General features: G+C 35.0%; 30 protein-coding genes. 17 read left to right on the forward strand and 13 right to left on the reverse strand.

Annotated elements, in window-relative coordinates; all coding sequences use genetic code 11:
* The first annotated feature begins 51 nt into the window (after positions 1-51).
* The 3 genes from C1N55_RS02240 (at position 52) to C1N55_RS02250 (ending at position 1,158) form a co-directional block, all read left to right on the forward strand.
* Complete coding sequence (locus tag C1N55_RS02240; RefSeq protein WP_137727292.1) at positions 52-165, forward strand: YjcZ family sporulation protein; 114 nt, start codon at positions 52-54, stop codon at positions 163-165.
* A gap of 183 nt (positions 166-348) precedes the next feature.
* On the forward strand, positions 349-546 hold the full coding sequence (locus C1N55_RS02245) for a hypothetical protein (protein ID WP_137727293.1): 198 nt from the start codon (positions 349-351) through the stop codon (positions 544-546).
* 177 nt (positions 547-723) lie between these two features.
* On the forward strand, positions 724-1,158 hold the full coding sequence (locus C1N55_RS02250; protein ID WP_240758357.1) for a putative periplasmic lipoprotein: 435 nt from the start codon (positions 724-726) through the stop codon (positions 1,156-1,158).
* A gap of 115 nt (positions 1,159-1,273) precedes the next feature.
* On the opposite strand, the gene C1N55_RS20425 is transcribed toward C1N55_RS02250, so the two are convergent.
* Together C1N55_RS20425 and C1N55_RS02255 are read right to left on the reverse strand one after the other, a co-directional pair.
* Positions 1,274-1,441 carry a hypothetical protein gene (locus tag C1N55_RS20425; RefSeq protein WP_168193780.1) on the reverse strand — a complete coding sequence of 56 codons (168 nt, stop codon included), beginning with the start codon at positions 1,439-1,441 and terminating at the stop codon, positions 1,274-1,276.
* Positions 1,442-1,633: 192 nt separating this feature from the next.
* Positions 1,634-2,806, reverse strand: a complete 1,173-nt coding sequence (locus tag C1N55_RS02255; protein ID WP_137727294.1) for an MFS transporter — start codon at positions 2,804-2,806, stop codon at positions 1,634-1,636.
* An 82-nt stretch (positions 2,807-2,888) separates the two neighbouring features.
* On the opposite strand from C1N55_RS02255, the gene yeiL reads away from it, so the two are divergent.
* Positions 2,889-3,560, forward strand: coding sequence for a transcriptional regulator YeiL (gene yeiL, locus C1N55_RS02260; protein WP_137727295.1), 672 nt, complete (start codon positions 2,889-2,891; stop codon positions 3,558-3,560).
* Positions 3,561-3,796: 236 nt separating this feature from the next.
* On the opposite strand, the gene C1N55_RS02265 is transcribed toward yeiL, so the two are convergent.
* From C1N55_RS02265 to C1N55_RS02280, 4 genes are read right to left on the reverse strand one after another with little or no spacing between them, the layout of a single operon-like run.
* Positions 3,797-4,915 (reverse strand): GerAB/ArcD/ProY family transporter, encoded by a 1,119-nt coding sequence (locus C1N55_RS02265; RefSeq protein WP_137727296.1) that lies wholly within the window; start codon positions 4,913-4,915, stop codon positions 3,797-3,799.
* A gap of 24 nt (positions 4,916-4,939) precedes the next feature.
* Positions 4,940-5,161: a hypothetical protein gene (locus C1N55_RS02270; protein ID WP_137727297.1), complete on the reverse strand. Its 222-nt coding sequence runs from the start codon at positions 5,159-5,161 to the stop codon at positions 4,940-4,942.
* A 7-nt stretch (positions 5,162-5,168) separates the two neighbouring features.
* Positions 5,169-6,380: a Ger(x)C family spore germination protein gene (locus C1N55_RS02275; RefSeq protein ID WP_137727298.1), complete on the reverse strand. Its 1,212-nt coding sequence runs from the start codon at positions 6,378-6,380 to the stop codon at positions 5,169-5,171.
* 7 nt (positions 6,381-6,387) lie between these two features.
* Positions 6,388-7,995 (reverse strand): spore germination protein, encoded by a 1,608-nt coding sequence (locus C1N55_RS02280; protein ID WP_137727299.1) that lies wholly within the window; start codon positions 7,993-7,995, stop codon positions 6,388-6,390.
* A 476-nt stretch (positions 7,996-8,471) separates the two neighbouring features.
* On the opposite strand from C1N55_RS02280, the gene C1N55_RS02285 reads away from it, so the two are divergent.
* The 4 genes from C1N55_RS02285 (at position 8,472) to C1N55_RS02300 (ending at position 11,463) form a co-directional block, all read left to right on the forward strand.
* On the forward strand, positions 8,472-8,990 hold the full coding sequence (locus tag C1N55_RS02285; RefSeq protein WP_137727300.1) for a sigma-70 family RNA polymerase sigma factor: 519 nt from the start codon (positions 8,472-8,474) through the stop codon (positions 8,988-8,990).
* Positions 8,990-9,979, forward strand: coding sequence for an LCP family protein (locus C1N55_RS02290; RefSeq protein ID WP_137727301.1), 990 nt, complete (start codon positions 8,990-8,992; stop codon positions 9,977-9,979). Before C1N55_RS02285 ends, C1N55_RS02290 begins: the two co-directional genes overlap by 1 nt.
* 411 nt (positions 9,980-10,390) lie before the next feature.
* A complete protein-coding gene (locus C1N55_RS02295) occupies positions 10,391-10,918 on the forward strand; it encodes a GrpB family protein (protein ID WP_137727302.1) in 528 nt (175 codons plus the stop codon).
* Between the two features lie 260 nt (positions 10,919-11,178).
* On the forward strand, positions 11,179-11,463 hold the full coding sequence (locus C1N55_RS02300) for a hypothetical protein (protein ID WP_137727303.1): 285 nt from the start codon (positions 11,179-11,181) through the stop codon (positions 11,461-11,463).
* 238 nt (positions 11,464-11,701) lie between these two features.
* Here the strand turns inward: C1N55_RS02300 and C1N55_RS02305 are convergent, their stop codons facing one another.
* Positions 11,702-12,100, reverse strand: coding sequence for a winged helix-turn-helix domain-containing protein (locus tag C1N55_RS02305; RefSeq protein ID WP_137727304.1), 399 nt, complete (start codon positions 12,098-12,100; stop codon positions 11,702-11,704).
* Between the two features lie 213 nt (positions 12,101-12,313).
* On the opposite strand from C1N55_RS02305, the gene C1N55_RS02310 reads away from it, so the two are divergent.
* The 4 genes from C1N55_RS02310 (at position 12,314) to C1N55_RS02320 (ending at position 15,473) form a co-directional block, all read left to right on the forward strand.
* Positions 12,314-13,678, forward strand: a complete 1,365-nt coding sequence (locus tag C1N55_RS02310; protein ID WP_137727305.1) for a TrkH family potassium uptake protein — start codon at positions 12,314-12,316, stop codon at positions 13,676-13,678.
* Between the two features lie 119 nt (positions 13,679-13,797).
* Positions 13,798-13,959, forward strand: a complete 162-nt coding sequence (locus tag C1N55_RS20430) for a hypothetical protein (protein WP_168193781.1) — start codon at positions 13,798-13,800, stop codon at positions 13,957-13,959.
* Positions 13,960-14,051: 92 nt separating this feature from the next.
* On the forward strand, positions 14,052-14,618 hold the full coding sequence (locus C1N55_RS02315; RefSeq protein ID WP_137727306.1) for a CBO0543 family protein: 567 nt from the start codon (positions 14,052-14,054) through the stop codon (positions 14,616-14,618).
* 177 nt (positions 14,619-14,795) lie between these two features.
* The gene (locus C1N55_RS02320) at positions 14,796-15,473 is read left to right on the forward strand and encodes a hypothetical protein (RefSeq protein ID WP_137727307.1); all 678 of its coding nucleotides are present in this window, start codon (positions 14,796-14,798) and stop codon (positions 15,471-15,473) included.
* 290 nt (positions 15,474-15,763) lie between these two features.
* On the opposite strand, the gene C1N55_RS02325 is transcribed toward C1N55_RS02320, so the two are convergent.
* Positions 15,764-16,666 (reverse strand): NAD(P)/FAD-dependent oxidoreductase, encoded by a 903-nt coding sequence (locus C1N55_RS02325; RefSeq protein WP_137730506.1) that lies wholly within the window; start codon positions 16,664-16,666, stop codon positions 15,764-15,766.
* A 75-nt stretch (positions 16,667-16,741) separates the two neighbouring features.
* Positions 16,742-17,146: an RrF2 family transcriptional regulator gene (locus C1N55_RS02330; RefSeq protein WP_137727308.1), complete on the reverse strand. Its 405-nt coding sequence runs from the start codon at positions 17,144-17,146 to the stop codon at positions 16,742-16,744.
* A 271-nt stretch (positions 17,147-17,417) separates the two neighbouring features.
* On the opposite strand from C1N55_RS02330, the gene C1N55_RS02335 reads away from it, so the two are divergent.
* The 3 genes from C1N55_RS02335 (at position 17,418) to C1N55_RS02345 (ending at position 18,992) form a co-directional block, all read left to right on the forward strand.
* The gene (locus C1N55_RS02335) at positions 17,418-17,762 is read left to right on the forward strand and encodes an avidin-fold protein (RefSeq protein WP_205758508.1); all 345 of its coding nucleotides are present in this window, start codon (positions 17,418-17,420) and stop codon (positions 17,760-17,762) included.
* Positions 17,763-17,898: 136 nt separating this feature from the next.
* Entirely contained in the window at positions 17,899-18,384 is a 486-nt protein-coding gene (locus C1N55_RS02340) for a tetratricopeptide repeat protein (RefSeq protein ID WP_137727309.1), read from the forward strand.
* Between the two features lie 155 nt (positions 18,385-18,539).
* Entirely contained in the window at positions 18,540-18,992 is a 453-nt protein-coding gene (locus C1N55_RS02345; RefSeq protein ID WP_240758358.1) for a DUF4362 domain-containing protein, read from the forward strand.
* Positions 18,993-19,526: 534 nt separating this feature from the next.
* Here the strand turns inward: C1N55_RS02345 and C1N55_RS02350 are convergent.
* From C1N55_RS02350 to C1N55_RS02365, 4 genes are all read right to left on the reverse strand, one after another.
* Positions 19,527-20,372 (reverse strand): ComEC/Rec2 family competence protein, encoded by an 846-nt coding sequence (locus C1N55_RS02350; protein WP_137727310.1) that lies wholly within the window; start codon positions 20,370-20,372, stop codon positions 19,527-19,529.
* A 164-nt stretch (positions 20,373-20,536) separates the two neighbouring features.
* Complete coding sequence (locus C1N55_RS02355; protein WP_240758359.1) at positions 20,537-22,483, reverse strand: CotH kinase family protein; 1,947 nt, start codon at positions 22,481-22,483, stop codon at positions 20,537-20,539.
* A gap of 102 nt (positions 22,484-22,585) precedes the next feature.
* On the reverse strand, positions 22,586-23,269 hold the full coding sequence (locus tag C1N55_RS02360; protein WP_137727311.1) for a DUF4956 domain-containing protein: 684 nt from the start codon (positions 23,267-23,269) through the stop codon (positions 22,586-22,588).
* Between the two features lie 117 nt (positions 23,270-23,386).
* A complete protein-coding gene (locus C1N55_RS02365) occupies positions 23,387-24,085 on the reverse strand; it encodes a polyphosphate polymerase domain-containing protein (protein ID WP_137727312.1) in 699 nt (232 codons plus the stop codon).
* A gap of 335 nt (positions 24,086-24,420) precedes the next feature.
* On the opposite strand from C1N55_RS02365, the gene C1N55_RS02370 reads away from it, so the two are divergent.
* Positions 24,421-25,101: a response regulator transcription factor gene (locus tag C1N55_RS02370; RefSeq protein WP_137727313.1), complete on the forward strand. Its 681-nt coding sequence runs from the start codon at positions 24,421-24,423 to the stop codon at positions 25,099-25,101.
* Between the two features lie 190 nt (positions 25,102-25,291).
* Positions 25,292-26,596 carry a sensor histidine kinase gene (locus C1N55_RS02375; protein WP_240758360.1) on the forward strand — a complete coding sequence of 435 codons (1,305 nt, stop codon included), beginning with the start codon at positions 25,292-25,294 and terminating at the stop codon, positions 26,594-26,596.
* Positions 26,597-26,692: the final 96 nt, after the last annotated feature.

The following is a 26,692-nucleotide window of genomic DNA, read 5'->3' on the forward strand; positions in this document are numbered from 1 at the left end:
TCCACTAATCCATAAAATATTATATCTTGCTCAAGAGGAGGGGGTGGAATTATGTCAGGTTGTTATGATGGCGGTGGTTACAAAAATAACGGTAGTCAATTTGTATTAATCGTTGTGTTATTTATTTTACTAATTATTGTGGGTGCATCGTTTATGGGATATTAAATGATTCCACAGTCAATTACATGATGTGATGTGGGATGATGAAACCGCCTTTACGATGTTTTAAGGCGGTTTTTTGTATTATTCCTCGTCAAGATTTGGTTTAAGATTGTAAAGATTTCGCTTGTTTCAAACTCCTGAAAGATAACCCGCATAACTTAAATTAAATGAAAAAGGAGGAAGATGATGCAATATAATTACGAACGATATGGCGGATATGGGGACTATAATTATGATTATGACAGCTATGGAAGAGGGCCTCGAAGAAGAAGACCACGTTATCAGTACCCGTTTTTCCCATTCTTCCCTATTTATCCAGTCTACCCACCGTACTATCGCTACCCATACTATAACCGACCATACAACAGACCTTATGGCTACTAATAGCGGAATCTTAAGGGCTCTGTAAGTCCGTTTTTAACCAACCGGCACATTTCTTTACTAAGAAATGTGTCTATTTTAAGTGTCATTGAATACTAGAGAGGTATTTTTAGAAGTGTGTTTGAAATAAGAATATAGGAAGAAGATTCAATTCATTATTTTGGGAAGGGGAGACATCAGATGAAGAGATTAATGATTTTATTTGTTACAGTCATGTTTTTAATAGCTTGTTCAGAAACGACGATGAATAATTATCAATTTAGCGGAGAAAGTGAACATTGGGAAGCTGAATACTTTTATAAAGGAACAGAAAAATGGGGAGAAAAAGACGGGAAAAAAACTTATTCGAACGAAGATAGCTATGAGTTTGTTTTAAAATATAAAGGTACTTTAGAAGAATTGTCTTCATTACAAAAACTCGAATATGCTTATGAAACGCTTACTAGTAGTGGCCAAGGCATTAGAGAGTTCACGGAACCACCAACAACATTAACCTTTTCGTCTTCAGGTGGGTCAAAAGGTGGGGCCAAAATTGGCGAAGATGAGGTTATAAAAGTAACTGTAAAATGGGACGACTTTGAAGAGTCGTTTGAATTGCATAATAATAGACAATAAATTTGTTGATCGAGAACGAATTGTTAAGTAGATCGTATAGTGGTTATATGATGCTAGTATTCCCAAACTATTAATTGAGAACAAAAATGAACATGATTTAGTAGAACGATCCATTTCAATTATCCGTTTTTAATAGACCTTTTAATATAAAGGCAAATAACAAAAGACCGAAGAAAGAGCTAATCAAAAATGTGAACGAGAACCAATCAAAAAGGAAGTATAACATTAAAGTTACAGCAATATAGCCAAGTGAATAAGCTAAAAGATATTTTGTGTATGCCACTTTTCTTCCTCCGAACATCGAATTTTCTATATTTTACCATAAACCAGACCATTAATCTTCATTTTTAGTTAAAGAAGATGAGACTCATCTAAAGCAGATCCATCTCATCTTTTAGTGCTGGCAATATCTTTTATCGATCATTATTAAGAATGTGAAGCTCAAACATAGCTTCTAAAGAACTAGGCAAAAGAGTTAAATCGATAGTAATGCTTCTTTTTTTAGTTCTAGTTTTCGATATACAAGCGCAATCAATAATGCGGGCAGAGTACAAATAATCATTCCGATAAAGGCATATCGTGGGTCAACTTCGTATAAAAAGCCCCCTAAAATGGTAAACAGTGCCGTGCTCCAGCTAAGTGCAAGCGCTGAATACATGCCCTGTGCTCTCGAAACCTGTGCTTGTGGAATGTAGTTGATTAAGTACTTCATAAAAGCGTAATGCCCCATAGCAAACGAGAATGCATGTAACGTTTGTGAGACGCTGAAAACAATGACATTTGGAAAGGCAAACACGAGTATCCATCGAATAGAAGAACCGATTGCTGCAAATGCCAATAAGGTGCCTACTGAAAATTTGCTAAATCGTTTATCTGCTATTGAGAAGAAGACGATTTCTGCAATCACGGCAATGTTAATAATGAGACCAATCATATATACGGGTGCATGGATATCCTGTAGAAAAATATAGCCATAATTGTAATAAGTGGCATGCGCTGCCTGTAGCAAAACGACAATCGTGAGTACAATACCAAAATGTTTGATCCGGAATAAATGGTACAAGCCTACTTTTTGTGTTGGGTCTACTTGCGGCTTTTCAGATAAAACATCAGGTGCTTTCATAAAACCAAGACATACAAAACCAATTATTCCAAGCAAGAGTGCCCAAAAAATTACACCATCTCCCAAGAGTCCTGTGAAAATGGTTAAAATCATGCCGACAGTGACAAACCCTATAGATCCCCATTGACGACTTCTTCCATAGTGCTTTAATTGTTTGCTTTGTACAAGAACACTGGCAGCACTATCTAAAGTAGGCATCAAAGCTGGATAAAACAAGTGTAAAAAGATGGTTGCTATTAGTAAACCGGCAAACGAGCTTGTCGGAATATAACAAAGAAGAGCAACCAGTGTGCCGATTCCAGATAGTTTTAATAAAGTTTTACTGCTAAATTTTCCTGATAAAAAAGGAAATGCAAATAATGTGGAGATGCCTCTTGCAATTAAACCGAAACTCATAATCAAGCTAGCTTGTGATACGGTTACTCCTTTTATATAAATCATCCACCCTGACCAAAAAGGTAGAAAAATGCCCCATGTCAGAAAAAAACTAAAAAAACGTATACTCATCCAGCGTTGTGCGTTCATTCTTATTCCTCCTTGTTGAATGCATGATATCATGTAAAGAAATAAGAATAATATGAGATATCTCATGTTTTCGAGGTGGAATATGGAAGTTTACAAAGGTGAAAAGAAAAGAAGGTATTTGGAAAATCACCCCATCGAAGCTCTTTTTGGCTTTCAAGTTGAGGAATTTATGGAAGTACACGAATACCAACGAGATGAATGGATTATTCAAGAGGACAGGAGACCGGATTTTTTATTTTATGTTCTAGAAGGAACAGCGAAAATTTATGTAACACATCAAAATGGAAAAGTTTCCTTAATTAATTTTATCCATGCCGATGATTACATTGGGGAAATGGAATTATTAAATGATGTGTATTATACGAAGGGGATTCAAGCATCAACGAAGACCATTTGTTTTGCACTTCCATTTAACCGATATCGCAAACAATTAATGGAGGATGCAAAATTTCTACGGGAATTAACCAAATTTTTGAGTGCAAAAGCCACACATAGGGCAGCAAAGTATTCCCAAAGCCTCGCGTTCCCGCTAGAAAATCGGCTTGCGGATTTTATTTTGCAAACGGCAGATGCAGGGATATATAAGGAGAAACACATAACGGTTTGTGACTATCTAGGGGTATCCTATCGGCACCTATTGCATGTACTTAAGCAATTTTGCGATAAAAATTACTTGCAAAAGGAAGGACGGAACTATCAAATTATCCAACCCGATTCCTTGCATGAACTTGCCGAGGTATTGAAGCATCATTAACTACTCATCAAATTTACTATCGCTTCTTCAACTAACGCGTCTGAGTGGATTCAACATGACATGAACGCCATTTCTCGTTGCAGTGATTGAACTAACGGACAAGTTAGTTGAAGAGAGTGAAGAGTATGTGAGATATTGAATATTTGTGTTAATAATTAGGATTAGGACATCATGAACTAAGAAACAGGTTATTTCTCCTGATGCTGTACAGTTCCTGAAGAGTTAGTATTTAAGTATTACGTGTTTAAGGGGGCCTTTTTAGTAGTAATTCGCTTTTTTATTTTATCTATTATCAAAGTAATGAGAGGGATGACAAATCCCATGATCAGGGTGTATGGAGCCCAATAAGTAGAATCCCAGTGAAGCATATACTCAATATCTGGGTATACCACTGTGGAAAAAGCAGCTGTCAAAAGACCCAATGGAATTACCAGAAAACGATAGTTCTTGACTTCCAAAATTTGTGCAAATCCAATCACGAAAGCATAGAAATAGAGAGCGGTTTTAAAAAACATGGTTGTAATCCAAAAACCGGCAATTAAAGATTCGATTCTCTCAATAATCTTAAATACACTCACCGTCTTGGCAAGAACGTAGGTTGGATACAACTGTCTAGCTGTAGTTGAAGCGCCTAAGACGAGAATGCAAAGCACAATAATAATGGAAACTGCAAATGTACCAATAAATGATCCGGCAATAAAATTCCATTTCACTTTGTCCGGACGGTTTATGTGTTTTGGGAAAATTACTAAAAACAGAACTAACGGAAAACCAGCAGATGCTATGAATGTTAGAATTGATTTTGCATGATTCATGGGACTTGCCTCATTAAAAGGACGTAATCGTTCGAAATCCACTTCCGGCAAAATAAAAACGATCAAAGCGAAAAGTAATAAGAAAATCCAAAAGATTAAAAGTTCTCCTGTACGGGCTAATACCTCAAGGCCGGCTCGTACCACTAAAATAATCAATATGGCCAACGATAGATTCAAAATTTCGAATGGGGTATCCGTCAATATTTGAGTGGTAGTGAAAAAACCATAGTACGACAAAAGTGTACTGGTCCCGATAAAACCCAAAAAAACATATAACAAACCAATCAACTTTCCGAGGACTTTCCCGTACACATCCTCAAGATATTGGAAGTAGTTTTTTCTCCCCATAGACCTGCTGCAGACAACGTAAAAGTAGGCTAATCCACAACAAATTATGATACCGATCAGGGATGTTAACCAAGCGTCTTGATTAACCTCGGCTGCCATGCCAGAAGGAATGATAAGGATGGATGTGCCTATCGTGAATAAAATGGTAAGCACGCTAAGTTGAAAAGGACTGATCCGTACTTTTTCCTCCAATGTGTGAACCTCCCTTTTGAACGCTTAAGAAAATAATTGGATTAAAGGTTTCATTGTAAATGCGATTAGCTCCAGTGGGTTAGGAATAGATACTTGATTGACCTTTGCAATTGTAACTACAGCTGCAAAAACCATAAGGAAAGAGAATATGACAATCTCTCTGGTAAACTTTTCTTTAGCAAGCTGTGGAATCTGGAATAGGGCAATGATAATGAAAATAAGTAGTACCCCTAGGCTCATTAGCATGTGTTTTCTACTCCTCTAACAATTCATTTTTGAATGGATTTGTAATCGTTCCAACTCTTCTGATATTTACATCAACATTCACATCGACCTGTATATCTGGGTACATTTCTGTCCAATTTTTTTTAATTTCCTTCCACAATTTTGGGTTGTTTTTGTGGATTTGGTCTCCAAAGCCGAAAATATCTGATTCATACTCATTTTGGGATTTATTGAGCGCTTTTTTAATGGTATCTTCTATAGCATTATTTACTTTTTCTTCAATTTCAGAAAAGACATCTTTACTCATCAGATCTATTGTAGTATTTACTTCGGCTACATTAGCTTCTCCTGATATCTTCACTTCAAAAGAAGGTGTGTCACTCCCTTGAAAACGAGGAATGATTTCAGCTTTAGTATCAAAAATTTCAACCCCAACCGGTCCATTGTTAATATCAATCACAACAATTGTGTTTTTGACTTTTCCCTTTACATAGTTCAATCCTTTACTTTCATCTTCACTTAGCCAGCCTACTAGCTTGTTTTTTCGGAAAGCCGCCATGCCGTCAAAAGCGAGGCGTGCTTTAGGGGCAATTGTCTGAACATTCTCAGCAGAAGCACCTGCCTTCGGATCACCGAAGATTTTAACTGCTGTCAGAATGGGTTGTGTGCCTTCACTAACTATGTCATCCATAATTTCGTTAATTTTCACCTTTCCGGTAGCTGCCCATGCATCATGTGAAGCTTCTAGTGAATCGAATAACTTACTAGCAGGGATTTTTTCGATAGAGGTTAGTACCTCCAAAATTTCCTGAGCCTTAGAATCTTTTGAAACGACCAGATAAAAATCAGTTCGCATCGAATGATCTCTTGATAAGAAATCGATGGTGTTATAAATATCATCTTTTGCGACCTCTTCTCCAATAACAATCATTCGAAGGTGTGCAAGATATATTTTGCGAGGTGCCTGTTGTGTTAGTTTCCGTATCGCTTCAAACATAATTTCTCCTGATGCTGTATAAGAAGTAACAGGAGTCGTGTAACCACTACCGCCACCTGTAACAGAGGATGCAACTTCCGATGGATTTAGTACTTGTACAGTAACCTTATATTCATCATCTTCCGTTTTGTCGATTCCGAGAGCTACGCCAATGGCTATATCATTTACTTCATTACTACCCCAACATCCAGTCAAAGTAGGTAGTAAGAAGGCAATTAGTATAATGAAACGGATTTTTTTCATAAGGATCTCACTGCTTTCTTGTTCCGCGTTCTGGTTTTGATGGGGGATTGATTTGCTCTCGGATGTTATTATTCTGGCTAATCAGTCGCGGTCGAGAAAACATGGACCATAACGGCATTCGGAAAATGACATCTTTTTGATCCTGTAAGATAAAAGGAGCAGCTGGTGTTGTGTAAGGTACCCCAAAAGACCTTAGTGTGCATAAATGTATACAGAGTAGGATAATCCCGAACATAATCCCAAATATGCCGAATACTGCCGCTAAGCACATCATACCGAATCGAACGATGCGTACGGATGTAGCTAAATTAATTGCCGGGAAGCAAAAGTTAGCGATTGCGGTAATCGACACTACAATCACCATTGCGTTTGACACAATTCCAGCTTGAACCGCGGATTGCCCTAAAACTAATGCACCTACAATACTCATCGCTTGACCAACTGCCCGAGGCATACGAACGCCAGCTTCTCTTAAAATTTCAAATGTGATTTCCATTATTAGAGCTTCAACAAAAGCAGGAAAAGGAATTCCCTCTCGTTGAGCAGCGATACTAATCAACAATGTCGTTGGTAACATCTCTTGATGATGCGTTAACACCGCAATATAAATAGAAGGGGCTAATAAGGCAATGAAAAAGCAAAAAAAACGTAAAAAACGTAATAGAGTAGCGACATCCGCTCGTTGGTAGTAATCCTCACTAGCTTGGAAAAATTCTACCATCAAGCTCGGTACGACAATCACAAAAGGTGAACCATCCACTAAGATTGCTACACGGCCTTCTAATAACTTCCCTGCGACAGCATCAGGTCTTTCTGTACTGAAAATTGTAGGGAAGGGGGTGTAGCCTTCATCTTGAATGAGCTCTTCTACATAACTAGTTTCTAAAATGGCGTCTATATTAATTTTATCTAGGCGTTCATGTACCTCTCTGACTACATTTTCATTTGCAATTCCTTTAATATAAGCAATCATTACCCTTGTTTTGGTAACCTCGCCGATTTCCTTGGATTCCAGCCAAAAATTCGAACTTCTAATTCGCCGTCTTAATAACGAAGTGTTCGTGCCAAGTGTTTCTGTAAAACCATCACGAGGTCCTTTAATAAGGGTAGCAGACTGTGGTTCTTCTACACCACGCTTCTCGTGCCCAGGAATACTAACAGTAATCGCTTGTGGTTCATCTTTAATCAATAATGCTGCATGGCCAGAAAGGACATTGGTAATCAATTTATCCAAATCTTTTACTTCTTCTACTTCGCCAACGGTCACTGCATTTTTTTGAATGGCCGTTACGATGCTGGTTCTGTCAGGAGAATTGATATCATTTGGTTTCAGTTTGTTAATCAAGGAATCCAGTAAATCTTGAAGTGCCGTTGTGTTAACCATTCCATCTGTATAGAGCACTCCAATCGTTACACTATTTTCAGGTCCGATGTGCAAAACTCGTATGATCAGATCGGCGCTGTTACCTAGTGTCTTTTTCACTTTAGAAATGTTGTCTTCAAAAGAAGGTAAGAGCATTTCCTTCTTTTGTTGTTGGTATTGTATAGCCTGTTCATCGTTAGATGTTTCTCGAGAGCTGTTATTTGGTTTACGTTGAAAAAATCTCCCTACCATTAAGTAATATCACTTCTTCCGTTCCTTTTTCTTTATCGTTCAGTGAGTAATGTAAAATTAAATAACTATATTATTTAAGAACTTTTAGAAGTTTCGATGGATTTGTGGAAAAGCAGCCTTCAATTCCTTTGATAGCCAATCTCCCTTTTTTAGAGTTTCCTTGGTTACGTTGCTAATGTTTATATTTTGTGTCTTAAAATGTATTTTATTCAAGAGAGTGCTTTTTTCCATTAAAGGTCAAGAGTGTGGTGGAACAGCCCTTCTAATAGGCTTTAGCACTACTGTATTTGTTACTTCAACAACGATAGAAAACTGACACTTATAGCATCTATGCAAATATTTGATATATATTTTTACATAATATTACAAAAATGAGGAGCTTGATTAAAATAAAGTTTTTCTTAAATTGAACCTATTATGATTTGGCAATCGTCTAATAGCAGAATTTAAAGTAGGTTGAAAGAGAGGGTAGCCCTTTGGACAAAGAAGAAAAGGATTTCTTATTAGAAAAAATAATGATTGAATATGGTCATGAGCTGGTGCGATTGGCATTTACTTATGTCAAAGATGCAGGAATTGCGAAGGATATGGTTCAAAATACGTTTATTAAATGTTACAAAAACCTGGGATCGTTTCGATTTGATGCACAAATCAAAACCTGGCTCTATCGGATCACCATTAACGAATGCAAGGATTATCTAAAAAGTTGGAATTACAAAAAGGTACAAGTAAGAAGTTTTATAAGTGAAACGGCAAAATCAGTTTTACCATCAACCGAAAAAACAGTAATCGATAAATATAATAACGATGAAATAAAAGAGAATATCCTCTCGCTTCCGAAGTTGTACCGGGAAGTGATTTATCTCTACTACTATGAATCATTGAAAACAGAAGAGATTGCTAAGGTTTTAGATATTTCGGTGAATACTGTGAAAACTCGATTAAGAAGAGCAAAGCAAAGATTAGAGTCGAAGATAAAGGAGGCACAAGTTTAATGGAAGATAAAAGTTTGAAAGATAGATTATCTAATCAAGAGCTAAAATTTACGAAGGAAGACCGTGCTGAAGTGTTTGAAAAGCTTCATAAATTGGAAAAGAATGTGCAAAAGAAACCTCTCGTATCTTTTTCAAAAAAATTAGCACCACTGACTGTAACTTTGTTAGCAGTTGGCTTGTGTCTATTTTTCATTATGCCATCGATTCTTCAAGGAAATACTCATAACGAAGAGAACGGAACTGTTTCAAATGGGGTAGTAGCTCAAAAAGACAAAGAGTTTACCGCATTATTAACGGTTAAAGATGAGGAGAATAGAGTACCTATTAACCTTTTACTTACTTATAGTAATGAAAAAAAGATGATGAAGGTTCTATCCATCCCTCGGGATACGTATGCGCCGATTTACGGTAACAATGATGGAACTACTTCATATGACAAATTGACACTTGCTTATAGCAACGCTTCGGGCGGAGCTGAAAATGTAAAAACAACAGTTTCCAAACTATTCGATATAAAAATTGATTATTATGCGGTTATCGATATAGATACCTTTTCGGCGATAATTGATTCAGTAAACGGGATTGATTACGACTTAAAAGAAGATATTCAGGTAAGAGCGATATCCAGCGTTTCCTTTGATTTCAAAAAGGGGACGAATCACTTGAATGGAGAAGAGGTTCTGGCTTTAATGATGGATGCTACGGTGGGAAGAAGCTTGGATGAAGAAGACTTATTAAACCTCATCAATGCTGTTATTGATAAGGCAAAAAACGAAATCCCACTCGCACAACTCAAACAAATTACTAGTGAAATAGAAGGCAATATATCAATTGATCAATTGGTAGAGAATCATATGGAACCTCAATCGATACAATCATTATCCTTAATCAAGGGAATCAAGAATGAGAGGATAGAGGGTAGTTACTATATTAAATTTGAAGAAGATTATTTAAATTCCGTTTCAGAAGAGTTAACGACCTTTAACTAAATAGAGATGGGACTATTTATGCTCGTTTCAATAGAGGAAGGTACAACCAAAACGGATAAAAGACTACAACAAGTGGATTAGAGAAATAGGACATTGGAGCGAAACCAAACCCGCCATCATAAGCCGTTATAGAAAAAAGCCTATGAATATGTGACAGGTCTAAAAGGAAAACAGCTATAGCGGCTGTTCAATATATTATTCAACAATCTGGTGCGATTCTTCCATAAGAAGATCGCTTTTTTCCGTTATAGAACCACTTATTTAAGCACCGTTTTTAAAGAAAATCGGTGATATTATGTTGAAGTTCAGTTTATATTGTGAAGTACTTAAACTCATACAGAGGTGTAATTTTAGAAGGATAAAGAAATAATGGAACGAATTAGTTAACTATATTAAAAATGAGGTGACTAAATGAGTTTAGGATTAAAACGAGATGAGATAAGGTTAGAAGCACATTACGATGAGTGGAAAAAAGAGTTTCTTAGGGTCAAGCGGGATATTCTAAATTCAACATCAATTCAGGAGAATAGAATTGAACACATTGGTAGCACAGCCATTAGGGATATAGTTGCCAAACCAATATTAGATATAGTTGTCGGTGTTGATGATATCGATAATGTTGATAAATTAATTGTTCAAGGACTAAAGGAAGCTGGTTTTTTAAAACTTAAAGTGGAACGTCCTAATGAAATTGTGCTAGCTAAGTTTACTGATGATACTTACGTAGAAAAAACACACTTTATTCACTTAGTAGAATATAACAAAGAACACTGGAATAATTTAATCTTCTTTAGGAACTATTTAAATTCAAACAAAACAGCAAGGGAACAGTACAAAGAGCTGAAAATGAAGTTTCTTGAAGAAATAAATGGCGGGATCACTGAATACACAGACTATAAGGAACAATTCGTAAAAGGAATCTATGAGAAAAGAAAATAAATTCTTATTAAGCTAACGAATTGCATTACTTTTAACAATCAAAAGGCAGAAATCATTCACTCTGATCGGCACCCCAAATGAAACACGAACATTTGGAGGTGCCTTTTTTATGGCACTGAAATGCTTAATTTTTGGATTGAAATCAGGCCCAATAATTGAACAACAGCCTTTTATGAAAGGTTACTAAATAACGCATCGGGAACCATAAAATGACAATTTATGTCTATATTAACAAACGGAAGAATAAGGGAGGTCTAGTTATGTGGGTAATATTTGGGGTGATTGCAATAGTAGTAACTTTTATAAATCTTTATAGGTATACAGCAGGAAAGGATTATAAGCTTGCTATGGCGATGGGATTATCCTTTACAGCATTAACACTTTGTGCAGAATACAGTCTTGTATCGGAGTGGGTAGAAGTGAAAGATTGGGCAGCTTTAGAGGATGTAGTACCTGGTATGGAAAGGGCATTATGGTTTTTAACAATGGTTTCAATCTTACTGAATATAGCACCTATACTTTTAGAACTAAAAGGTAAGAAATAATTACTTATTGTTATCACATCATTACGATGAGCTTGTGAAGAAATGTACTTAAACAACGGGGCAGGGAGTTTAATAATGAAGGAGGGGGATGTAATAATGGAAGACATTCCTTTCTGGTATTGCTGGCGTGCTTATAGCGATAATAGTTGTAAGTTTAATTCATGATGGTGAAATAGATTGGGTTACAAATAAAAAGACAAGGGGACCTGGACAGGAGCCGTGTCCCTCTTGTTTCTGCCTATTCTTCTTCCACATGGCGTAACATTCGGTAACCAACACGAATGTGTGTCTGAATATATTTCGGGTTTGCTGGATCTTCTTCAATCTTTTTACGGAGTGTTGCCATAAAAACTCGTAGGCTAGGGACATCTGACTGCAGTACTGTTTGCCATACTTCCTTTAATAAAAAATTATGAGTCAGCACCTTGCCGACATGCTTGGATAAAACGACTAACAGCTTATATTCAATCGGAGTCAAATGCACTTCCTTCCCATGTACAAAGACTGTATTTGCTAAATAATCAATTTGTAGATTTCCATTAACAAATATAGGCTGAGCCTGATCCAAGCTTTGCTCGCTTATATTCCTTCTTAATGCGACTCGAATACGAGCAAGCAATTCTTCTGGACGGAACAAATAGTCAACCCTTTTCCATCAAAGGGTAAACGTGTTTAATGATTGGGAAGCTAAGGCTTTTAACCCTATCTTGTTTTTCCACACTATTTGTAAGGCTCTTATGTACATGAATAAATTTAAAAGCTTTTTGCATAATAACCAAAGTAGAGTGATAGCTAGCATTTAGACAAAATTTAAAGATTAAAAGGGTTACGAAAATTGAAGGGGTGCAGTATGATCAAAATACCAGTCGGGCTGAATAAACTTTCGCCTGCCCAAATTATTGTTGGTTATTATTTATTGGCAGTCATTATATCTAGTCTATTATTTTGCATTCCTGCAGCTTATAAACCTGGGGTAGAAGTGTCTTTTTTTGATACGATTTTCATGGCTGTCAGTGTAGCAACTGACACAGGTATGACCCTTTTTAATATATCCGAAACTTATAGTGTATTTGGATATTTTATAATTATGATCGTATTACAATTCTCTGGCCTTGGCATTATGGTTATGAACACAGCTCTTTGGTTGTTTCTAGGACAGAAAATTGGATTTCGGCAACGGCAACTAATAATGATTGATAATAATCAATATGCATTATCGGGACTCGTCCGATTAGTTAAGGATATTTTAAAGATGATCATCTTTATTGAATTAATCGGGGCACTCATTTATGGAGTATATTTCTTAAATTATTTTCCTACTTGGAAGGAAGCATTTCTTCAAGGTCTATTTGCATCCGTTACTGCGACAACAAACGCTGGTATAGATATAACAGGGGAGTCTTATGTTCCCTTTGCAAGTGATTATTTTGTACAACTGATGACGATTATACAAATTATTATTGGATCAATCGGGTTTCCCGTATTAATCGAAGTGAAGGAATATTTATTCAAAAGAAAGACCGAACTTGGATATCCTTTCCGCTTTTCGTTATATACAAAGCTAACGACCATAACATATGGAATTCTGCTTATTATTGGGACAGGCCTTATCTTATTACTAGAATTTCAGCATTATTTTAAGGATATATCATGGCATAAATCATTTTTTTATGCTTTTTTCCAGATTGTTTCAACAAGAAGCACTGGATTTTCTACAATGGATATTACAGAATTTTCATATCCTACCCTTATTGTTATTGTTATTTTTATGTTTATAGGTGGATCTCCTAATTCTATGGGGGGTGGAATCAGGACGACTACATTGGCTTTAAATCTGTTATTTATTTATAATTTTGCGAAAGGAAGGCGTAATATCAAAATTTTTAACCGTGAAATTCATCAGGAGGATATTATGAAATCTCTAGCCATTACGCTAATAGCTATTGTAATGTGTTTAGCATCGGTGATTATGATAAGTATTTCTGATAAACAGCAGCAGCTTTTTGATATCTTTTTTGAAGTTTGTTCCTCCTTCGGTACTGTAGGCTTTTCTATGGGGATTACCCCTGAACTCAGTAATTTTGCCAAGTCCATTCTTATGATTTTGATGTTTATTGGAAGAATAGGTTTTCCTACTATATTTCTGATCATCGGAGGAAAAAACAATAAGGAAGAAAAATATCATTATCCGAAAGAGAGAGTTATTACAGGCTAATATCGATTGGACAAGCATCAAATATACCCTGTATTTTGGATAAGAATCTTTAACTAAACATACTATGAAAGGCATCCCCAAATGTTAGACACGACAAGAACATTTGGGGTGCTTTTTTTATGGCAAGTATTACGCTTGAACAGAAAATAGATGCGGTTTTTCGTTTAGAAAACGGTGAAGAAGCATTCCTTCTATTCCTCCAATTAAATGGCCAGATTGTTTTAAGGCATTCTTCAACTAAATGTGTAGTGAACTTAGTAACAACTATCAAAGTGTTCTAGGCATAAAAGGAAAATAAAATGCAAAAGATAACCATTACAACACACGTAAAAATCAGTGGTAAAGGCGTGAGATATATGAGGAGGATTAAAGAATGACAGTAAAAGAAGGAATAGAACAAACTGACAGAGCTGCGGAAAAGTTAATTGAAGTGAATAATTTGATGACAGAAGCAACAGTTAATTCCTTTATGTTTACATGGCAATGGTGGTTTGGAATGGGACTATTTATTATTCCTTGGATAGTTTGGTTTCTGTTTAGAAATAAGGAATGTACAGGCAGGCTTCTTATTGGAGGATTTGTAACCATCATTTTATCCTTAATAATTGACCTTATTGCTTTATCTTATGGGTTGTGGTCTTATCCCATGGCATTTTCACCTATAGCTCCACTGTTATTTCTGCCCTATCACTTATCATTAACTCCTGTTGCAATTATGTTTACTCTTCAAATTAAACCAGGAGCTAATGCACTTTTAAAAGGTTCAATTTTTGCTGCCATTGGAGCTTTCGTAGGCATGAATTTTTTTGAAATGATTGATTTTTACAATTCGAAAGGGTGGCCAAAGACATATGACTTTTTTATTTATCTATCCCTTTTCTTTATAGCGTATTGGTTCAGCAACATGGATAGTTTTAAAAAAATAGCAGAGAGATCTTGAAATGTTCTAAAAGAGTCTTTGCCTTGTTCAAGTAAAGGGCGGCTTATCTTAAATTTGCTTTCTCAATATTCCAGCGCGCATTTCTTTAATAAGGAATGTGTCTTTTTTTCATTTAAAGGACCAAATTGTTGAATAAGGAAACACCCTAGGGAACACTATCAATGAGGTGTTGAACTAATGAAGACGTACGTTATTTTTATACTTGCATTCATTCTTGTAATTGCCCCTAACAAAGCATGGGCAACAGTTAAAGGATATGATAAAGTCGCGACGTCAAGTAAGGATGATATAACTCTATATGCCAAGAAAATCGATGGTTTTTATTATGATTTCAAAATTGATTTTAAAGGAAGAATTGCCTCAAGACCCTTTTGGTTAAGCGTTGCTAATAACCCTACCTATGCGCCAAAAATTATTTATGAGGACACAAACAGAGATGGAAAGAAAGAATTAATCATAATTCTGAACCAAGGATATGGTACTGGTGTTTTATTAGAAGAAATTTATGTTTTTGAAATTGGTGATAATCAATTTGGCGAGGTGATTGTTGATCATCCCCTTGCAGTAGTAATGAAAAATGCGAAAACTAGTTTAACACCAACTGAAGCGAAAATAAGTATTGGAAACAAGCATGATGTTGTTGATTTAAGTGCAGTGGGTATGGAGCCAGAGAATGTATTTAAGGATATATTTTTTGGAGGCATTATTAAGTATGAAGTAGAAAACAATCACCTAATCGCAAGGTTAGCAGCACAAGTTTCTCCATCAAACTCTATTGGTGAAGTTATTATTATTTATGAATATCGCGACAAAATGTATCAAGCAAAATCAGTGGATTTTCATCCCTACAAATAAAGTTTATGAAGTAGTGTACTTATGATTGGGAATGGGAATCGGATTTTATTAAACAATAGGGGAGGCTCAAAGTGAGAAAAGTTGAAGTGAAGCCATAACAAGATTGAACGAAAAGCAATGATTTGGTATGAAAGCAAGACGTAAACTTGAGAAAAGAAATTAATTTCATACTACCTTATAATTTTTTCACACACAGGCCTTTAATGGAGTAGTCTTTTATATAAGCAAAAAAACATCAAATTTCTAATTGAGAAATTTGATGTTTTTTGTTTTGTCCCAGCCTCACTATTCTAAAATCTAGCTAATGTTAAATCCATGTTTATACTAAAAGCAGCCCTACTACCTTCAGCGGCAGCAATCATTAAAGAAGATGGGCCAGACTTTGTTTCACCTGCAATATATACATCATTTTCTGTTGTACGTCCAGCACCGTCTGTGATAATTTCACCGCTTTCATCAACTTGACAATTTAATTGTTCAGCAAATTTATTTGGACGATAAAAACTCGGAACTACGAAGCCACCACTTCTTAGAATGTTTTCACCTGATTCTAATTCAATACTTTCTAAGTGACCGTTATCTCCATGTAAGCTTTTAATAACTTCTGTATAAACCTTAATCTTTTTACTTTCAAAATCAATTCGCACATGATTGGATAGTTGATGACCATTCGTAAAAACAATTAAATCCTTGGACCAATTAAAAACCATTTTAGTCATATGAATAATGTGTTCATCTTTTTCTGCAATGATAGCTAACGGCTGGTCTCTAAGCTCCCAGCCATCACAATAGGGACAGCTGAATAAACTTTTTCCGTAATATTGTCTAATCTGTGATAATGGAAATTCTTCTTGTATACCGGTAGCTAGCAGCAGTTTTTCTGTTATATAAGATTTATTGTTCGATGTAGTGACTAAGAATAAATTATTTTGTCTATCTTGATCGACCTTAATAACTGTCTCATTTGAAATTGACACAGAAGGATAAGTTTCTAATTCTTTAATGGCTATATTTTTAAATTCTTGAGGTTTAATTCCATCTCTTGTTAAAAACCCATGTGACTCCTGCGTTACACGGTTTCGATTTGTTCCATTATCAATTAGGGCAACCTTTCTACGCGCTCTCCCTAATGTTAAGGTTGCACTTAATCCGGCAGGTCCTGCACCAATTACAATACAATCAAATTTATTCATCATTATTTTCCTCCGCATCCATTAGGTATATTATAGAGTTCTAATATCTACAATTTGAGTAAAAGACATCATGATTTATCTAGATGTCTTATTCATTTTGTTAGCAAGGTCAACTATACGTGTTTGATTCAGTTCATCTAAAAGCTTTTCCTCTGCTGATTCAATCGCCTTCTGAATTAAACAATCAGGATTATGACTGTGACAATAATCAAAAATAGGCGTCAAACCTTCAATGGCTTTTATAACATCCAGTATTGAAATGTTTTCCCAACCTGGTTTTAATTTATATCCACCATTTGCACCGGAGACAGATTCAACCATACCCGACTTCACTAACTTTGTTAGTATTTTAGATAAATATGTCGTTGAGACTGCTTGGCGTTCAGCTAATTTTGCCACACCAATATGATCATTAGGGGGATTAACAGCCAAAAACATCATGGTGTGGAGAGCATAGTTCGTTGCTTTAGTTAACTTCATAATATCACCCTATTGTAGACTTTATGTATCTATAATATCAACGTTGGATTGCAATGGCAAATACTATGATTATTTAACAATAGTTCGTATTTCTTTAATAAGGAATGCGACTTTTACCATTTTGTTACATTTTCTTGAATAATCATCAACAATTAAATTGGATATTAATGTTAAAATATAGAGGAGATTCTGAAAAACTTAAATTAACGGATAGGATAGCAAAAAAATAAATCATTTAAAGAATAGTACGAGGAAGGGGGAGCAGAAAGGGATGATAAATTATAATGGACGAAAATTTGTTTCAATTGAAAATAGTGCTAATGGGGAGGTTTCTTCAAAAACATATTTTGCATACAAACAAGAGGGCGATATCATTTCAGCAACATATAGTGGAGGAGAAATCGTCAAAGGTTTACTGATTGGTATAGTCCACAAAAATGGTAGTTTAGAATTTAGATATAACCACATCAATAAAAAAAATGAAATCAGAGGGGGAGAATGTGTTTCAACTCCTGAAACCTTAGCAGATGGGCGAATTAGACTATATGAAAACTGGAAATGGCTTGATGCTGAAGCAACCGAGGGAAATTCAATTATTGAAGAAGTTCTTATATAAAATCAATAATATTAGAAGTTCTTATTCAACAAACGGGCCATTTAATGGAGGAGGAACCTCAAGAAATACTGAATATTTATGTTAATGTTAGAATCTGTGTTTGCGAAAGAAAAAGAATTTAATTGGAGATGAAATAATGGAGAAAGAATTGACTAAAGCAATTGAGTTAAGGAAAAACGGTAATCTAAAAGAATCTAATGAGTTACTTCTAACCTTGGTTAAAGAGTCTCCTGATGATGCCTACATTAACTATCAATGTGCTTGCAGTTTTGATGTATTAGGTGAAGAAATGAAAGCAGCCCCCTATTATCAAGATGCAATCAATTTAGGATTGGATGGAGAAGATTTAGAAGGCGCCTTATTGGGACTAGGAAGTACATATAGAACACTAGGTGAGTATGAAAAGTCAAAGAGCACATTGAGTAAGGGAATAGAACTGTTTCCAGATAGTAAAGCAATTCAAGTGTTCTACTCGATGACTTTGTATAATTTAAAAGAGCATAACAGTGCTATGAAGTTACTGCTAAAATGCTTAATAGATACGACTACAGATAAGGAAATTTTAAGTTATAAGAAAGCGATCAGTTTCTATTCTGATAAATTAGATGACATTTGGAGTTAATTGTTTATTCAATAATCGGGCGCGTTTTCAGAGTATGGATCTGCATTTTCTTTAACAAATGTACAGGATAGTTGAACAAAGTTACACATAATTCCTTACTTTTTGAAACGAAAGCAAAAGAAGAACGACTAGCTTTATAAAAAGGGAATGATAATTTGAAAAAGATTGGTTTAATATCATCTTTAACATTTTTATTAATGATGTTATTAGGTTGCCAACAGGAAAATGAAACTTCAAATCCAAAGAAAATTTATTCTACTGAGGATGTAAAAGAGAGTGATGTAGTAGATCGCCATGGAGAAATTAGTAATATAGATATATTTGAGACCTTTATAGATCATGTAAGGAGTGGTGTTAAAGACGAAATTCGTATCAGTGTTTATACTACTGAAGGAGATCCAATTTTCCATAATTTAAATTATGACGTAAATAAAATTCAGTATACTTATGATAATTCACAGGACGTATATGCAGGCACTGGAAAGGGAAAAGAAAGTACGTCTTGTTCTAATATAGAATCAAGAAATACAGAAAATGGAGTTGAGTATTACTTAACTGAGTGTACTTCGGAAGTTGGCAATTCCTTTTACTTTCGAGTTTCTAATTAAAGAAACAGTAGAACTTTTGAAATTATATGAAATTCTGTACTTAAATGTTACGAGAGGAAACAGTGAGAGATTATTATCATTGTCTCTAATATTATCTTGAAATCGAGTTTTCTGTTAAAGGGCGCAATTCATGAATAGAGTTGCGCTTTTAAGCAATAGGGCCATTTAATTGAATAAAGTTTCTAAACATCCTTACTATATATATTGAATGGAATTGTGAAAAAACAATAAAACTATAGAAGTAGTTTAGGTGAAGTAGGAGTTTCCTATAATCGTTAAAAGGTAGTAGCGTCAGGAAAATTCAAATTTACAACGTTATATAAATCAAATATAACAAAGTATAACAACCTCCAATTATTATAAGTTGAAAAGGCCCCAATAAGTTAGAAAGGAGAATTGGGACTGTTAAAACAGTCCGTAATTATTCAATTTTGGTTGCAAATACGTTTGATATGCCCAAAACACTACCTGTTTCAATTTTTAGCAAAGGTAAACCAGTGTGTTTGAACAAGTCATTAATTTGGTACAACTTCGTTACTGATTTATGCGAAGGGAATCTCCATTACTAGAAATGAAAATGTTCCCATTTCTAGTTACATAAACTTCCGTCCCTAATTGTTTTAGAACGTCTAGTACCTCTTCATCCTCTGGGTTTTTATCTGAGGTAGTAATAACAGCATAGTTAGGATGGATTAATGTGAAAAATTCTGTGCTTTTTTCATTATAACGTCCATGATGGGGTACCTTCAAAAAGGTATGTTCCAAATTTCCAGATTCGATTAGTTCTGACAGACGCTCTTCTTCTGCGTCTCCAGCAAACAAAAATCTATTTGTTCCGTGTTCTACACTGATTACAAGAGAATAATCATTGTCCCCAGAATAATTATTTTTTTGTGGAGGATCAATGGTAAATTCAGCAGACCCTAATTTAAATGTAAAGACATTTGATAATTTAAGAGGAGCTGTCTCCTGAGCTTCTAGCGTAGTCATGTATTCTTTGTAATCCTTACTTTCGCTCACGTAATTTGGTGTAATGACATTCAAAACCTCGACTTCATTTAAAATTGTATCTGCTCCACCAAGATGATCTTTATCAAAATGAGTAAGTATCAAATAATCAACCTTAGTCACTTTATTTTTTTTCATATAATCAACTATCTCTTCTCCATCATCATCTTCTCCCGTATCAATTAGCACCGTTTGTTCTCCTATGGTCAGGAGGATACTATCTGCTTTACCAATCTTAAAAATAACGATATCTAAGTTATCTTTTACCGAGTTTTTGTTTGCAACTTTTGAAGTACTAGAGCTACAACCACCTATTAATATAGTGATCAGTAAACTCGAGCATACGATCATCATATTCTTTTTGTTAATCAACGATTCCTCACCTCATAACATTGACCTTGTGTTTTTCCTATAAAAAAGTTAGTAAGCTTTAAAATCTGTGAGATTTAAGATATAAATATTTTTTTAATTAGATAAAAGAATCACAAAACCGAAAAATTAAAAACCGATTTCAGGACTGAAACCGGTTTTCTGACTTACTTCCCAATCCGTCGTATGAAAAAGATAGCCACCAGTGCTAATGCTAAATAGACTAGTAACTGGTACACATCCATTTTGGTGAATTCACCGGTTGACGCTTCCGAATCACTTGCTTCATTATTCATCATAGGTCTATCCCTGCCGCCATCTTCACCTCTTGAACCTCTCAGATCGATATTTCCCATTTGTTCTGTTAAATAGGATTTTTTCTCTTGTGTCGTCATTGAGTCAAAGTTATCTGGTAATGTAATAGGGAAATTACCACCTTGAATTCTCTCTAAAAATTGCTCAAATTCTTCATCTGTCATGGAGTTAATGTCAAAATTCCCTCGCATTCCCTCATTTATTTGTGGGGGATTACCGTTTTGGGAAAGCTCTCCATTGGCATTTTGCTGATCTGCTTGATCACCACCCATTCCGGGCATCATGGAAGATGTTTGTGGTGATTCGACAACAAGTTTGCCAGATAGCTGTGCTAAAATAGACTCACTACGTTGTTTTGCGAATTCGGGTAAACTATTATCTCCACTAACTCCTTCTAAAAACTCTTCAGTTGTTGAAAATTTCGAAGGATCTTCTTCAATATAAGGTTTTAGTAATTCTCCAAGTTTAGTTGTTATTGATGTAACGTTTTCTTCTGTTAAAATATCTTTCGCGATTTGTTCCAGATATGTTTCATACTGCTCAAGGAGAGTTTCATCACTTAATAATACGTTTAATAGTGGGCGATCGGTTAAAGAAGCCCCTGAAACCGGCTCATAAATACTGAAATTAATGGCATCATCTGATAATAATTCTCCTGAACCCATCATCATTAGTCCATCGCCCTGACCACTTCTCTGTGGCATAGGCATCTGATCTTCCTCCACGGATTGACCATTGTCCTGTTGCATCTCTTCCTCTATCGGAGGACTACTGGATATTTGGGGTGCATTAGAATCTGGGAATTGTTTAGAACTGGATTCATTTTCGGACCCATCAGATGTATTTGCATTAAAAGACATAGGAGCGCCCATACCCATACCGAATCCACCAAAGGACATATTATAATCCCATGGTAAAATAGAAAATACACCATCTTCATCTTCATATAAATAATAATTATGCTTCATCTGCCCTTGGTAGCTATCAAGGCTAACTAATGCTGTATTCATGGCAAAATAACGGAGCATTTGAACCATATTCAAATATTCCTCATATCCTTCTCCTTGATTAATCGTTTTAATCATGGAAATAAGCTCAGAGTCGTCTGTGCTATCCTCATTCATTTGCACTTCTATTCCTGTGTAATCTTCTAAAGAATCACTAATATAAACTAGATCGCTTCCAGTACCATCAGGCTTGTATAGATAACCTTTTGCCGTATTATAATTCTGGGCAATAAATGTTTCATCGATTGCCTCTACACCAAGCATGAGCCCATAGTTTTCGCCGTTAACCGTAACCTTCATATACGAATGAGCAGGAGTTGCAATACCCATCTGTTCCATTAGCTCATAGGATACAAATTCTTTCATTTGAGTGGAATCACTCATATTATTGTTTAAATTTAATTTCGTTAATCCATAATAGCTTTGAGTTGAATTGTAATAATTGAAGTCAACTTTTAAGCTGTACCGATTTGAATCGCTACTTGCTACCGATGTTAGAGACGAATTCCCCTTAGTTCGGATAGCTACATTCGAAATCTTTTCCCCATTAATGGTAATGGAAGCTTCCTTGTACTCTTCATCTAATGGATTCGCCAAAATATCCGACCAATCTTCATCAGCTATCGTAATGTCAATGGCAGCAACGCTATCTTCATTAAATAGCTTTTCATTATATGAATAGGTTGGATGCGTATCTTCAAGATTAAATACTTGAACAAAATAAATTGCCCCAATACTTAAGGCAATCGCAGCAATCATTAGGAAAAGGATCCACCTCATTTTTACTGGCATAACCTAACCCCCATATTTTTATTTCTCCTATAATTGACAAATATTCATTAATAATACTGGCGGCAAAGAAAATTGCCGCCATGACAAAAGGGTTGCTCGATATTAAGCGGTAAAGTTGCCATCATAACTAAGCATAACTGCTGATTGAACACCGTTTATGTCTGAGATACTATTCAAAAAGCTTGTATTGTCGTCCTTTATGCGAACTTCATAAGTGATTTCAAAATTATTACTGTGTACTACAGACCTAGATTTAACTGTATGTTTAGTTACATGACCAGCGACAATGTGTTCTAAAGATGATTCAATTGATTTTTCATCATATCTAACAACCAATAAATATGGATTTTCAACTTTAATTTTGTTTACAAAAAGAATTAAAATCAAGCCGATGAAAATAGAACCTAAAACTGCTAGTGGAATAAATCCAGCCCCACATAAAATTCCTACTATGATAGCCCAGAAAAGATAGACAATATCCATTGGATCTTTAATTGGTGTTCTAAAACGAACGATTGATAATGCACCAACCATACCAAGGGATAATAAAACATTAGAAGAGATACCCATGATTACTAAGGCTGTTGCTAATGACATGACAATAAGTGAAATATTAAAAGTATGTGAGTAAATCACGCCTGAAAAAGTTTTTTTATATACCATATAAATCAATAATCCTAATATAAATGCCGACAATAGCCCAATAATTGAATCGACAACGGAAAAGCTAGTTGTTTTTTCTAAAATACTAGATTTAAAAATATCATTAAAATTTAAAGTTTCCATTATTATTCCTCCGAATTTATATTTTCAAGAATTATCTTCTGCAAGTACGTTATCAAATGGGTAGTTATTTCTATATATCTTTATAGGCTAAAGCTTCATCTATACTAGATGTATTTATTAACCATACATTCTACTAATTTGATATTTTGAATATGTTCCTTTTCGTCTGTCGCCAATTTGAAGGAGTTTTTTAACCACTTCCGGTAAAAACTCATCATATTTGACTTCAAGAATAACAATATCAGGATTTGTTTCAATCATAGGTAAATCTGGATTCAACACATCATTGTTTCGAAAACTTGTTTTAATATTGCTGTCGAAGGTAACGCGTACGTTTCCATATCTGTAAATAAATACTTCTCGTTCATAATCTACCACGGTCACTGGCTTTAATTGACACATATTCATCTCCAAAAATAATTCTCTAATAAGAGTTCTTGTATCGTACTCCATCCAGCTGATATCTCCAATTCGGATTTGTTCATACTCCTGTGCTGATATATGACATTTTTGTTTGTAGGTTAGATTATTACGTTTACTCTTTTTTTCTAAATTAAGAAAGCTTGTATCGTAGTCATACAATCTAACACGAAATTTATCCCGTTCATAATATCCTTCTTTTTTTTGCGTAAGTACTTTATTATCAAAGTTATCAAAATAGACACTTCGAATGAGATATTTTCCATCCTTATTAGCATGTGGATCGACTTCCATATAGTATGTCAATCTATTGCGGAGAAGGTAACAATCCAATTTTGTCATTTCATGTTTAAATTCATAGCGTCCTTGAACACCATTTAAGCTGTGAACTTTCATATATTCATCTCCTTTTCCCTAAAACCTGTTAAAGACATAATGATTATCAAGTCTAATGAGTAGGCTTATTAACAATGCTAAGTATATAAGGGTATTATGTCAGATATGTGTCAAAGGAATAGTTCACTCAGGTACCTTTGTATCTTAATTATGTAATTAGCTAAGAAGAGCCTTAATAGAATTTTTCTCAAAAGGTACTTGATATTATTTATACTTGTTCTTTCATCTAGTTGGGTATTGACTTTTGGTTGACTTATTATTGTGATAATGTTATGGAGAAAAAAGGGTAGACACATATTTTATGGAGTATAAGTTTTCGGGAGGTATAAATACCAATGAAAATATTAGTTGTTGAAGATGAATTTGCGATTAGCGAAGTACTAAAGGTTTATTTACAAAAGGTTGGTTACGAGGCTATCCAAGTTTATGATGGCAAAAATGTATTAGAAAAATTTCATGAATGTTATCCTGATCTTATATTGTTGGATGTTATGTTGCCGAACAAAGATGGTTGGGAAATTTTAAAGGAAATAAGAAAAGAAAGCAATTGTCCTGTCATTATACTGACCGCTCTTGGTGATGTAAACTATCGGTTAGAAGGGTTAAATATTGGAGCAGATGATTATATATCGAAACCTTTTGTTGCTGATGAGGTGGTTGCCCGTGTGAAAGCTGTTTTGAGACGTTCAAAGGCAGATAATGATAATCCGATGAAAAGATTTGGCCAGTTAGAAATCAATTTAAAAGCACATCAGGTGATGGTGAATGGAAAAAATATTATTCTAACCCCGCGTGATTTATCTGTTTTGTTATTTTTGGCAGAAAATCCTAATCAAACATTCACGCGGGAGCAATTAATAGAACAAATTTGGGGTTGGGATTATGATGGTAGTGATCGTGCCGTTGACCTTGCAGTTAAGCGAATTAGAAAATCTTTGCAAGGTTGGCCATGTTCAGAAGGCGAGATTAAGACACTTCGGGGATTGGGGTACCAGTTAAGTGTTTATAAAAAATAAAAAACATATATTACTGAAAGATAACTTCAAGATAAATACTATAAAAATTTTCAATAATAATAATCGTGTTTCCTTAATAAGATATTGGACGAGCAGGTATCTGTTTACATTATGTATAGGTCTTATTATTATTGCAGTAATTTCCGCTCTCTGGATTCGTCATAATACAATAGAAAACAGGTTGAATTTAATGTCGCTGCTTGCAGAGAATTTGGCAGAACGAATTGTTGCAATGAATGAGACGGAACAAGATCAACCACTTTTTTTTTATGAGCGTGAGATAAAAACTGAATTAGAAATTAATCCGTCTACTTATATAGTGAACACTAGTGGAAATATCGTTTCTAGTAATCGACCAATAGGACCAATAGAACAGCAATTGAATTCATCGATTTTAAAAAGTGATGATACAATTCAAAGTTTAGATATTTACGATAATGAATTCTATGTCGTGAAATCTCCTATTGAAATAAATGATTCAGTGATTGGCTGGGTAGCCATGGTCGAGTCAAAAGAAAAACTAGCTCATGTTGACCAAGAATATAATCAGCTAGCCATCCTGATTATTAGCCTTGCATTGCTAGGATGGGCTGCTATCTATGTCCTTTCTAAACGTTTGTCAAAACCGATTAAAGATGTAGCAGAAGCGGCCAAACTTGTGGCGGAAGGGAATTATCAAATCCATATTCCGAACGAAAGTAAGGAAAAAGAAGTTTATGAACTAATCCATTCATTTAAAGAGATGACAAAGAAATTAGAAAGGCTTGAATCGCTACGAACGGAGCTTTTGGCAGGTGTCACCCATGAATTGAAAACCCCAGTAACTTCCATCAGCGGTTTATTACAAGCACTTAAAGATGGTGTTGTTACGGGTGATGAAGCTAAAGAGTTTATAAATATATCATTAAAAGAAACCGAAAAGATGAAAACAATGGTAGGAGATTTGCTTACATTCAATCAGTTTGCCGCAAATGCAGTCCTTGTTAATAATGAAACTCATGCAATTAACGATATTGTGGAAGATGCTGTTTCTAGTTGGCAAGTGGTTCAAAAGGAAGAAGAAATTAATATCAAAGTAGACAAGCTCCTTAACACGGTGAGGGTCTTGGTTGATCCAATTCGGTTTCAACAAGTCATGACGAATTTGTTGAATAATGCTAAACAATCTATGGTAAATAATGGCGATATTAACGTAACCCTAAAAGAAAATGGGGAACGAATTATGATTGATGTATCTGATAGTGGATGCGGAATACCGGAAGTAGAGCAGCCTTTTATTTTTGAACGTTTCTTTCGTGGAGAGAAGAAAAAATATAATATTAGGGGTCTGGGTCTTGGATTAGCATTAAGCAAAATGATGATTCAATCCATTGGTGGAGATTTAGTTTTACTAAAAAGCAGTGCTGAAGGAACAACTTTTCGAATAATTTTATTAAAAATAACAGCTAACATGCCAGATCAGAATAAATCTAATAGAGTGGAAAACGAAGTTTAAGTTTCTAGCTTCGTTTTTTTATTGGCCAAGGAATGGTTTTGACATTCTATTGACACAATCAACCGTTAATATTATTACTGTAGTCTAATTGGTAAA

This window comes from Lysinibacillus sp. SGAir0095, assembly GCF_005491425.1.
In the GTDB taxonomy this organism is placed as follows: Bacteria; Bacillota; Bacilli; order Bacillales_A; family Planococcaceae; genus Ureibacillus.

Bases quoted from the DNA above. Each gene is read 5' to 3' on its own strand.
- C1N55_RS02275 (WP_137727298.1), bottom strand. From the start codon at position 6,380: ATGAAAAAAATCCGTTTCATTATACTAATTGCCTTCTTACTACCTACT.
- C1N55_RS02310 (WP_137727305.1), top strand. From the start codon at position 12,314: ATGATCAAAATACCAGTCGGGCTGAATAAACTTTCGCCTGCCCAAATT.
- C1N55_RS02375 (WP_240758360.1), top strand. From the start codon at position 25,292: ATGTCGCTGCTTGCAGAGAATTTGGCAGAACGAATTGTTGCAATGAAT.
- C1N55_RS02330 (WP_137727308.1), bottom strand. From the start codon at position 17,146: ATGAAGTTAACTAAAGCAACGAACTATGCTCTCCACACCATGATGTTT.
- C1N55_RS02360 (WP_137727311.1), bottom strand. From the start codon at position 23,269: ATGGAAACTTTAAATTTTAATGATATTTTTAAATCTAGTATTTTAGAA.
- yeiL (WP_137727295.1), top strand. From the start codon at position 2,889: ATGGAAGTTTACAAAGGTGAAAAGAAAAGAAGGTATTTGGAAAATCAC.
- C1N55_RS02370 (WP_137727313.1), top strand. From the start codon at position 24,421: ATGAAAATATTAGTTGTTGAAGATGAATTTGCGATTAGCGAAGTACTA.
- C1N55_RS02325 (WP_137730506.1), bottom strand. From the start codon at position 16,666: ATGAATAAATTTGATTGTATTGTAATTGGTGCAGGACCTGCCGGATTA.
- C1N55_RS02255 (WP_137727294.1), bottom strand. From the start codon at position 2,806: ATGAACGCACAACGCTGGATGAGTATACGTTTTTTTAGTTTTTTTCTG.
- C1N55_RS02355 (WP_240758359.1), bottom strand. From the start codon at position 22,483: ATGCCAGTAAAAATGAGGTGGATCCTTTTCCTAATGATTGCTGCGATT.
- C1N55_RS02335 (WP_205758508.1), top strand. From the start codon at position 17,418: ATGATAAATTATAATGGACGAAAATTTGTTTCAATTGAAAATAGTGCT.
- C1N55_RS20430 (WP_168193781.1), top strand. From the start codon at position 13,798: ATGGCAAGTATTACGCTTGAACAGAAAATAGATGCGGTTTTTCGTTTA.
- C1N55_RS02245 (WP_137727293.1), top strand. From the start codon at position 349: ATGCAATATAATTACGAACGATATGGCGGATATGGGGACTATAATTAT.
- C1N55_RS02250 (WP_240758357.1), top strand. From the start codon at position 724: ATGAAGAGATTAATGATTTTATTTGTTACAGTCATGTTTTTAATAGCT.
- C1N55_RS02300 (WP_137727303.1), top strand. From the start codon at position 11,179: ATGTGGGTAATATTTGGGGTGATTGCAATAGTAGTAACTTTTATAAAT.
- C1N55_RS02280 (WP_137727299.1), bottom strand. From the start codon at position 7,995: ATGGTAGGGAGATTTTTTCAACGTAAACCAAATAACAGCTCTCGAGAA.
- C1N55_RS02240 (WP_137727292.1), top strand. From the start codon at position 52: ATGTCAGGTTGTTATGATGGCGGTGGTTACAAAAATAACGGTAGTCAA.
- C1N55_RS02290 (WP_137727301.1), top strand. From the start codon at position 8,990: ATGGAAGATAAAAGTTTGAAAGATAGATTATCTAATCAAGAGCTAAAA.
- C1N55_RS02340 (WP_137727309.1), top strand. From the start codon at position 17,899: ATGGAGAAAGAATTGACTAAAGCAATTGAGTTAAGGAAAAACGGTAAT.
- C1N55_RS02315 (WP_137727306.1), top strand. From the start codon at position 14,052: ATGACAGTAAAAGAAGGAATAGAACAAACTGACAGAGCTGCGGAAAAG.
- C1N55_RS02365 (WP_137727312.1), bottom strand. From the start codon at position 24,085: ATGAAAGTTCACAGCTTAAATGGTGTTCAAGGACGCTATGAATTTAAA.
- C1N55_RS02295 (WP_137727302.1), top strand. From the start codon at position 10,391: ATGAGTTTAGGATTAAAACGAGATGAGATAAGGTTAGAAGCACATTAC.
- C1N55_RS02270 (WP_137727297.1), bottom strand. From the start codon at position 5,161: ATGCTAATGAGCCTAGGGGTACTACTTATTTTCATTATCATTGCCCTA.
- C1N55_RS02320 (WP_137727307.1), top strand. From the start codon at position 14,796: ATGAAGACGTACGTTATTTTTATACTTGCATTCATTCTTGTAATTGCC.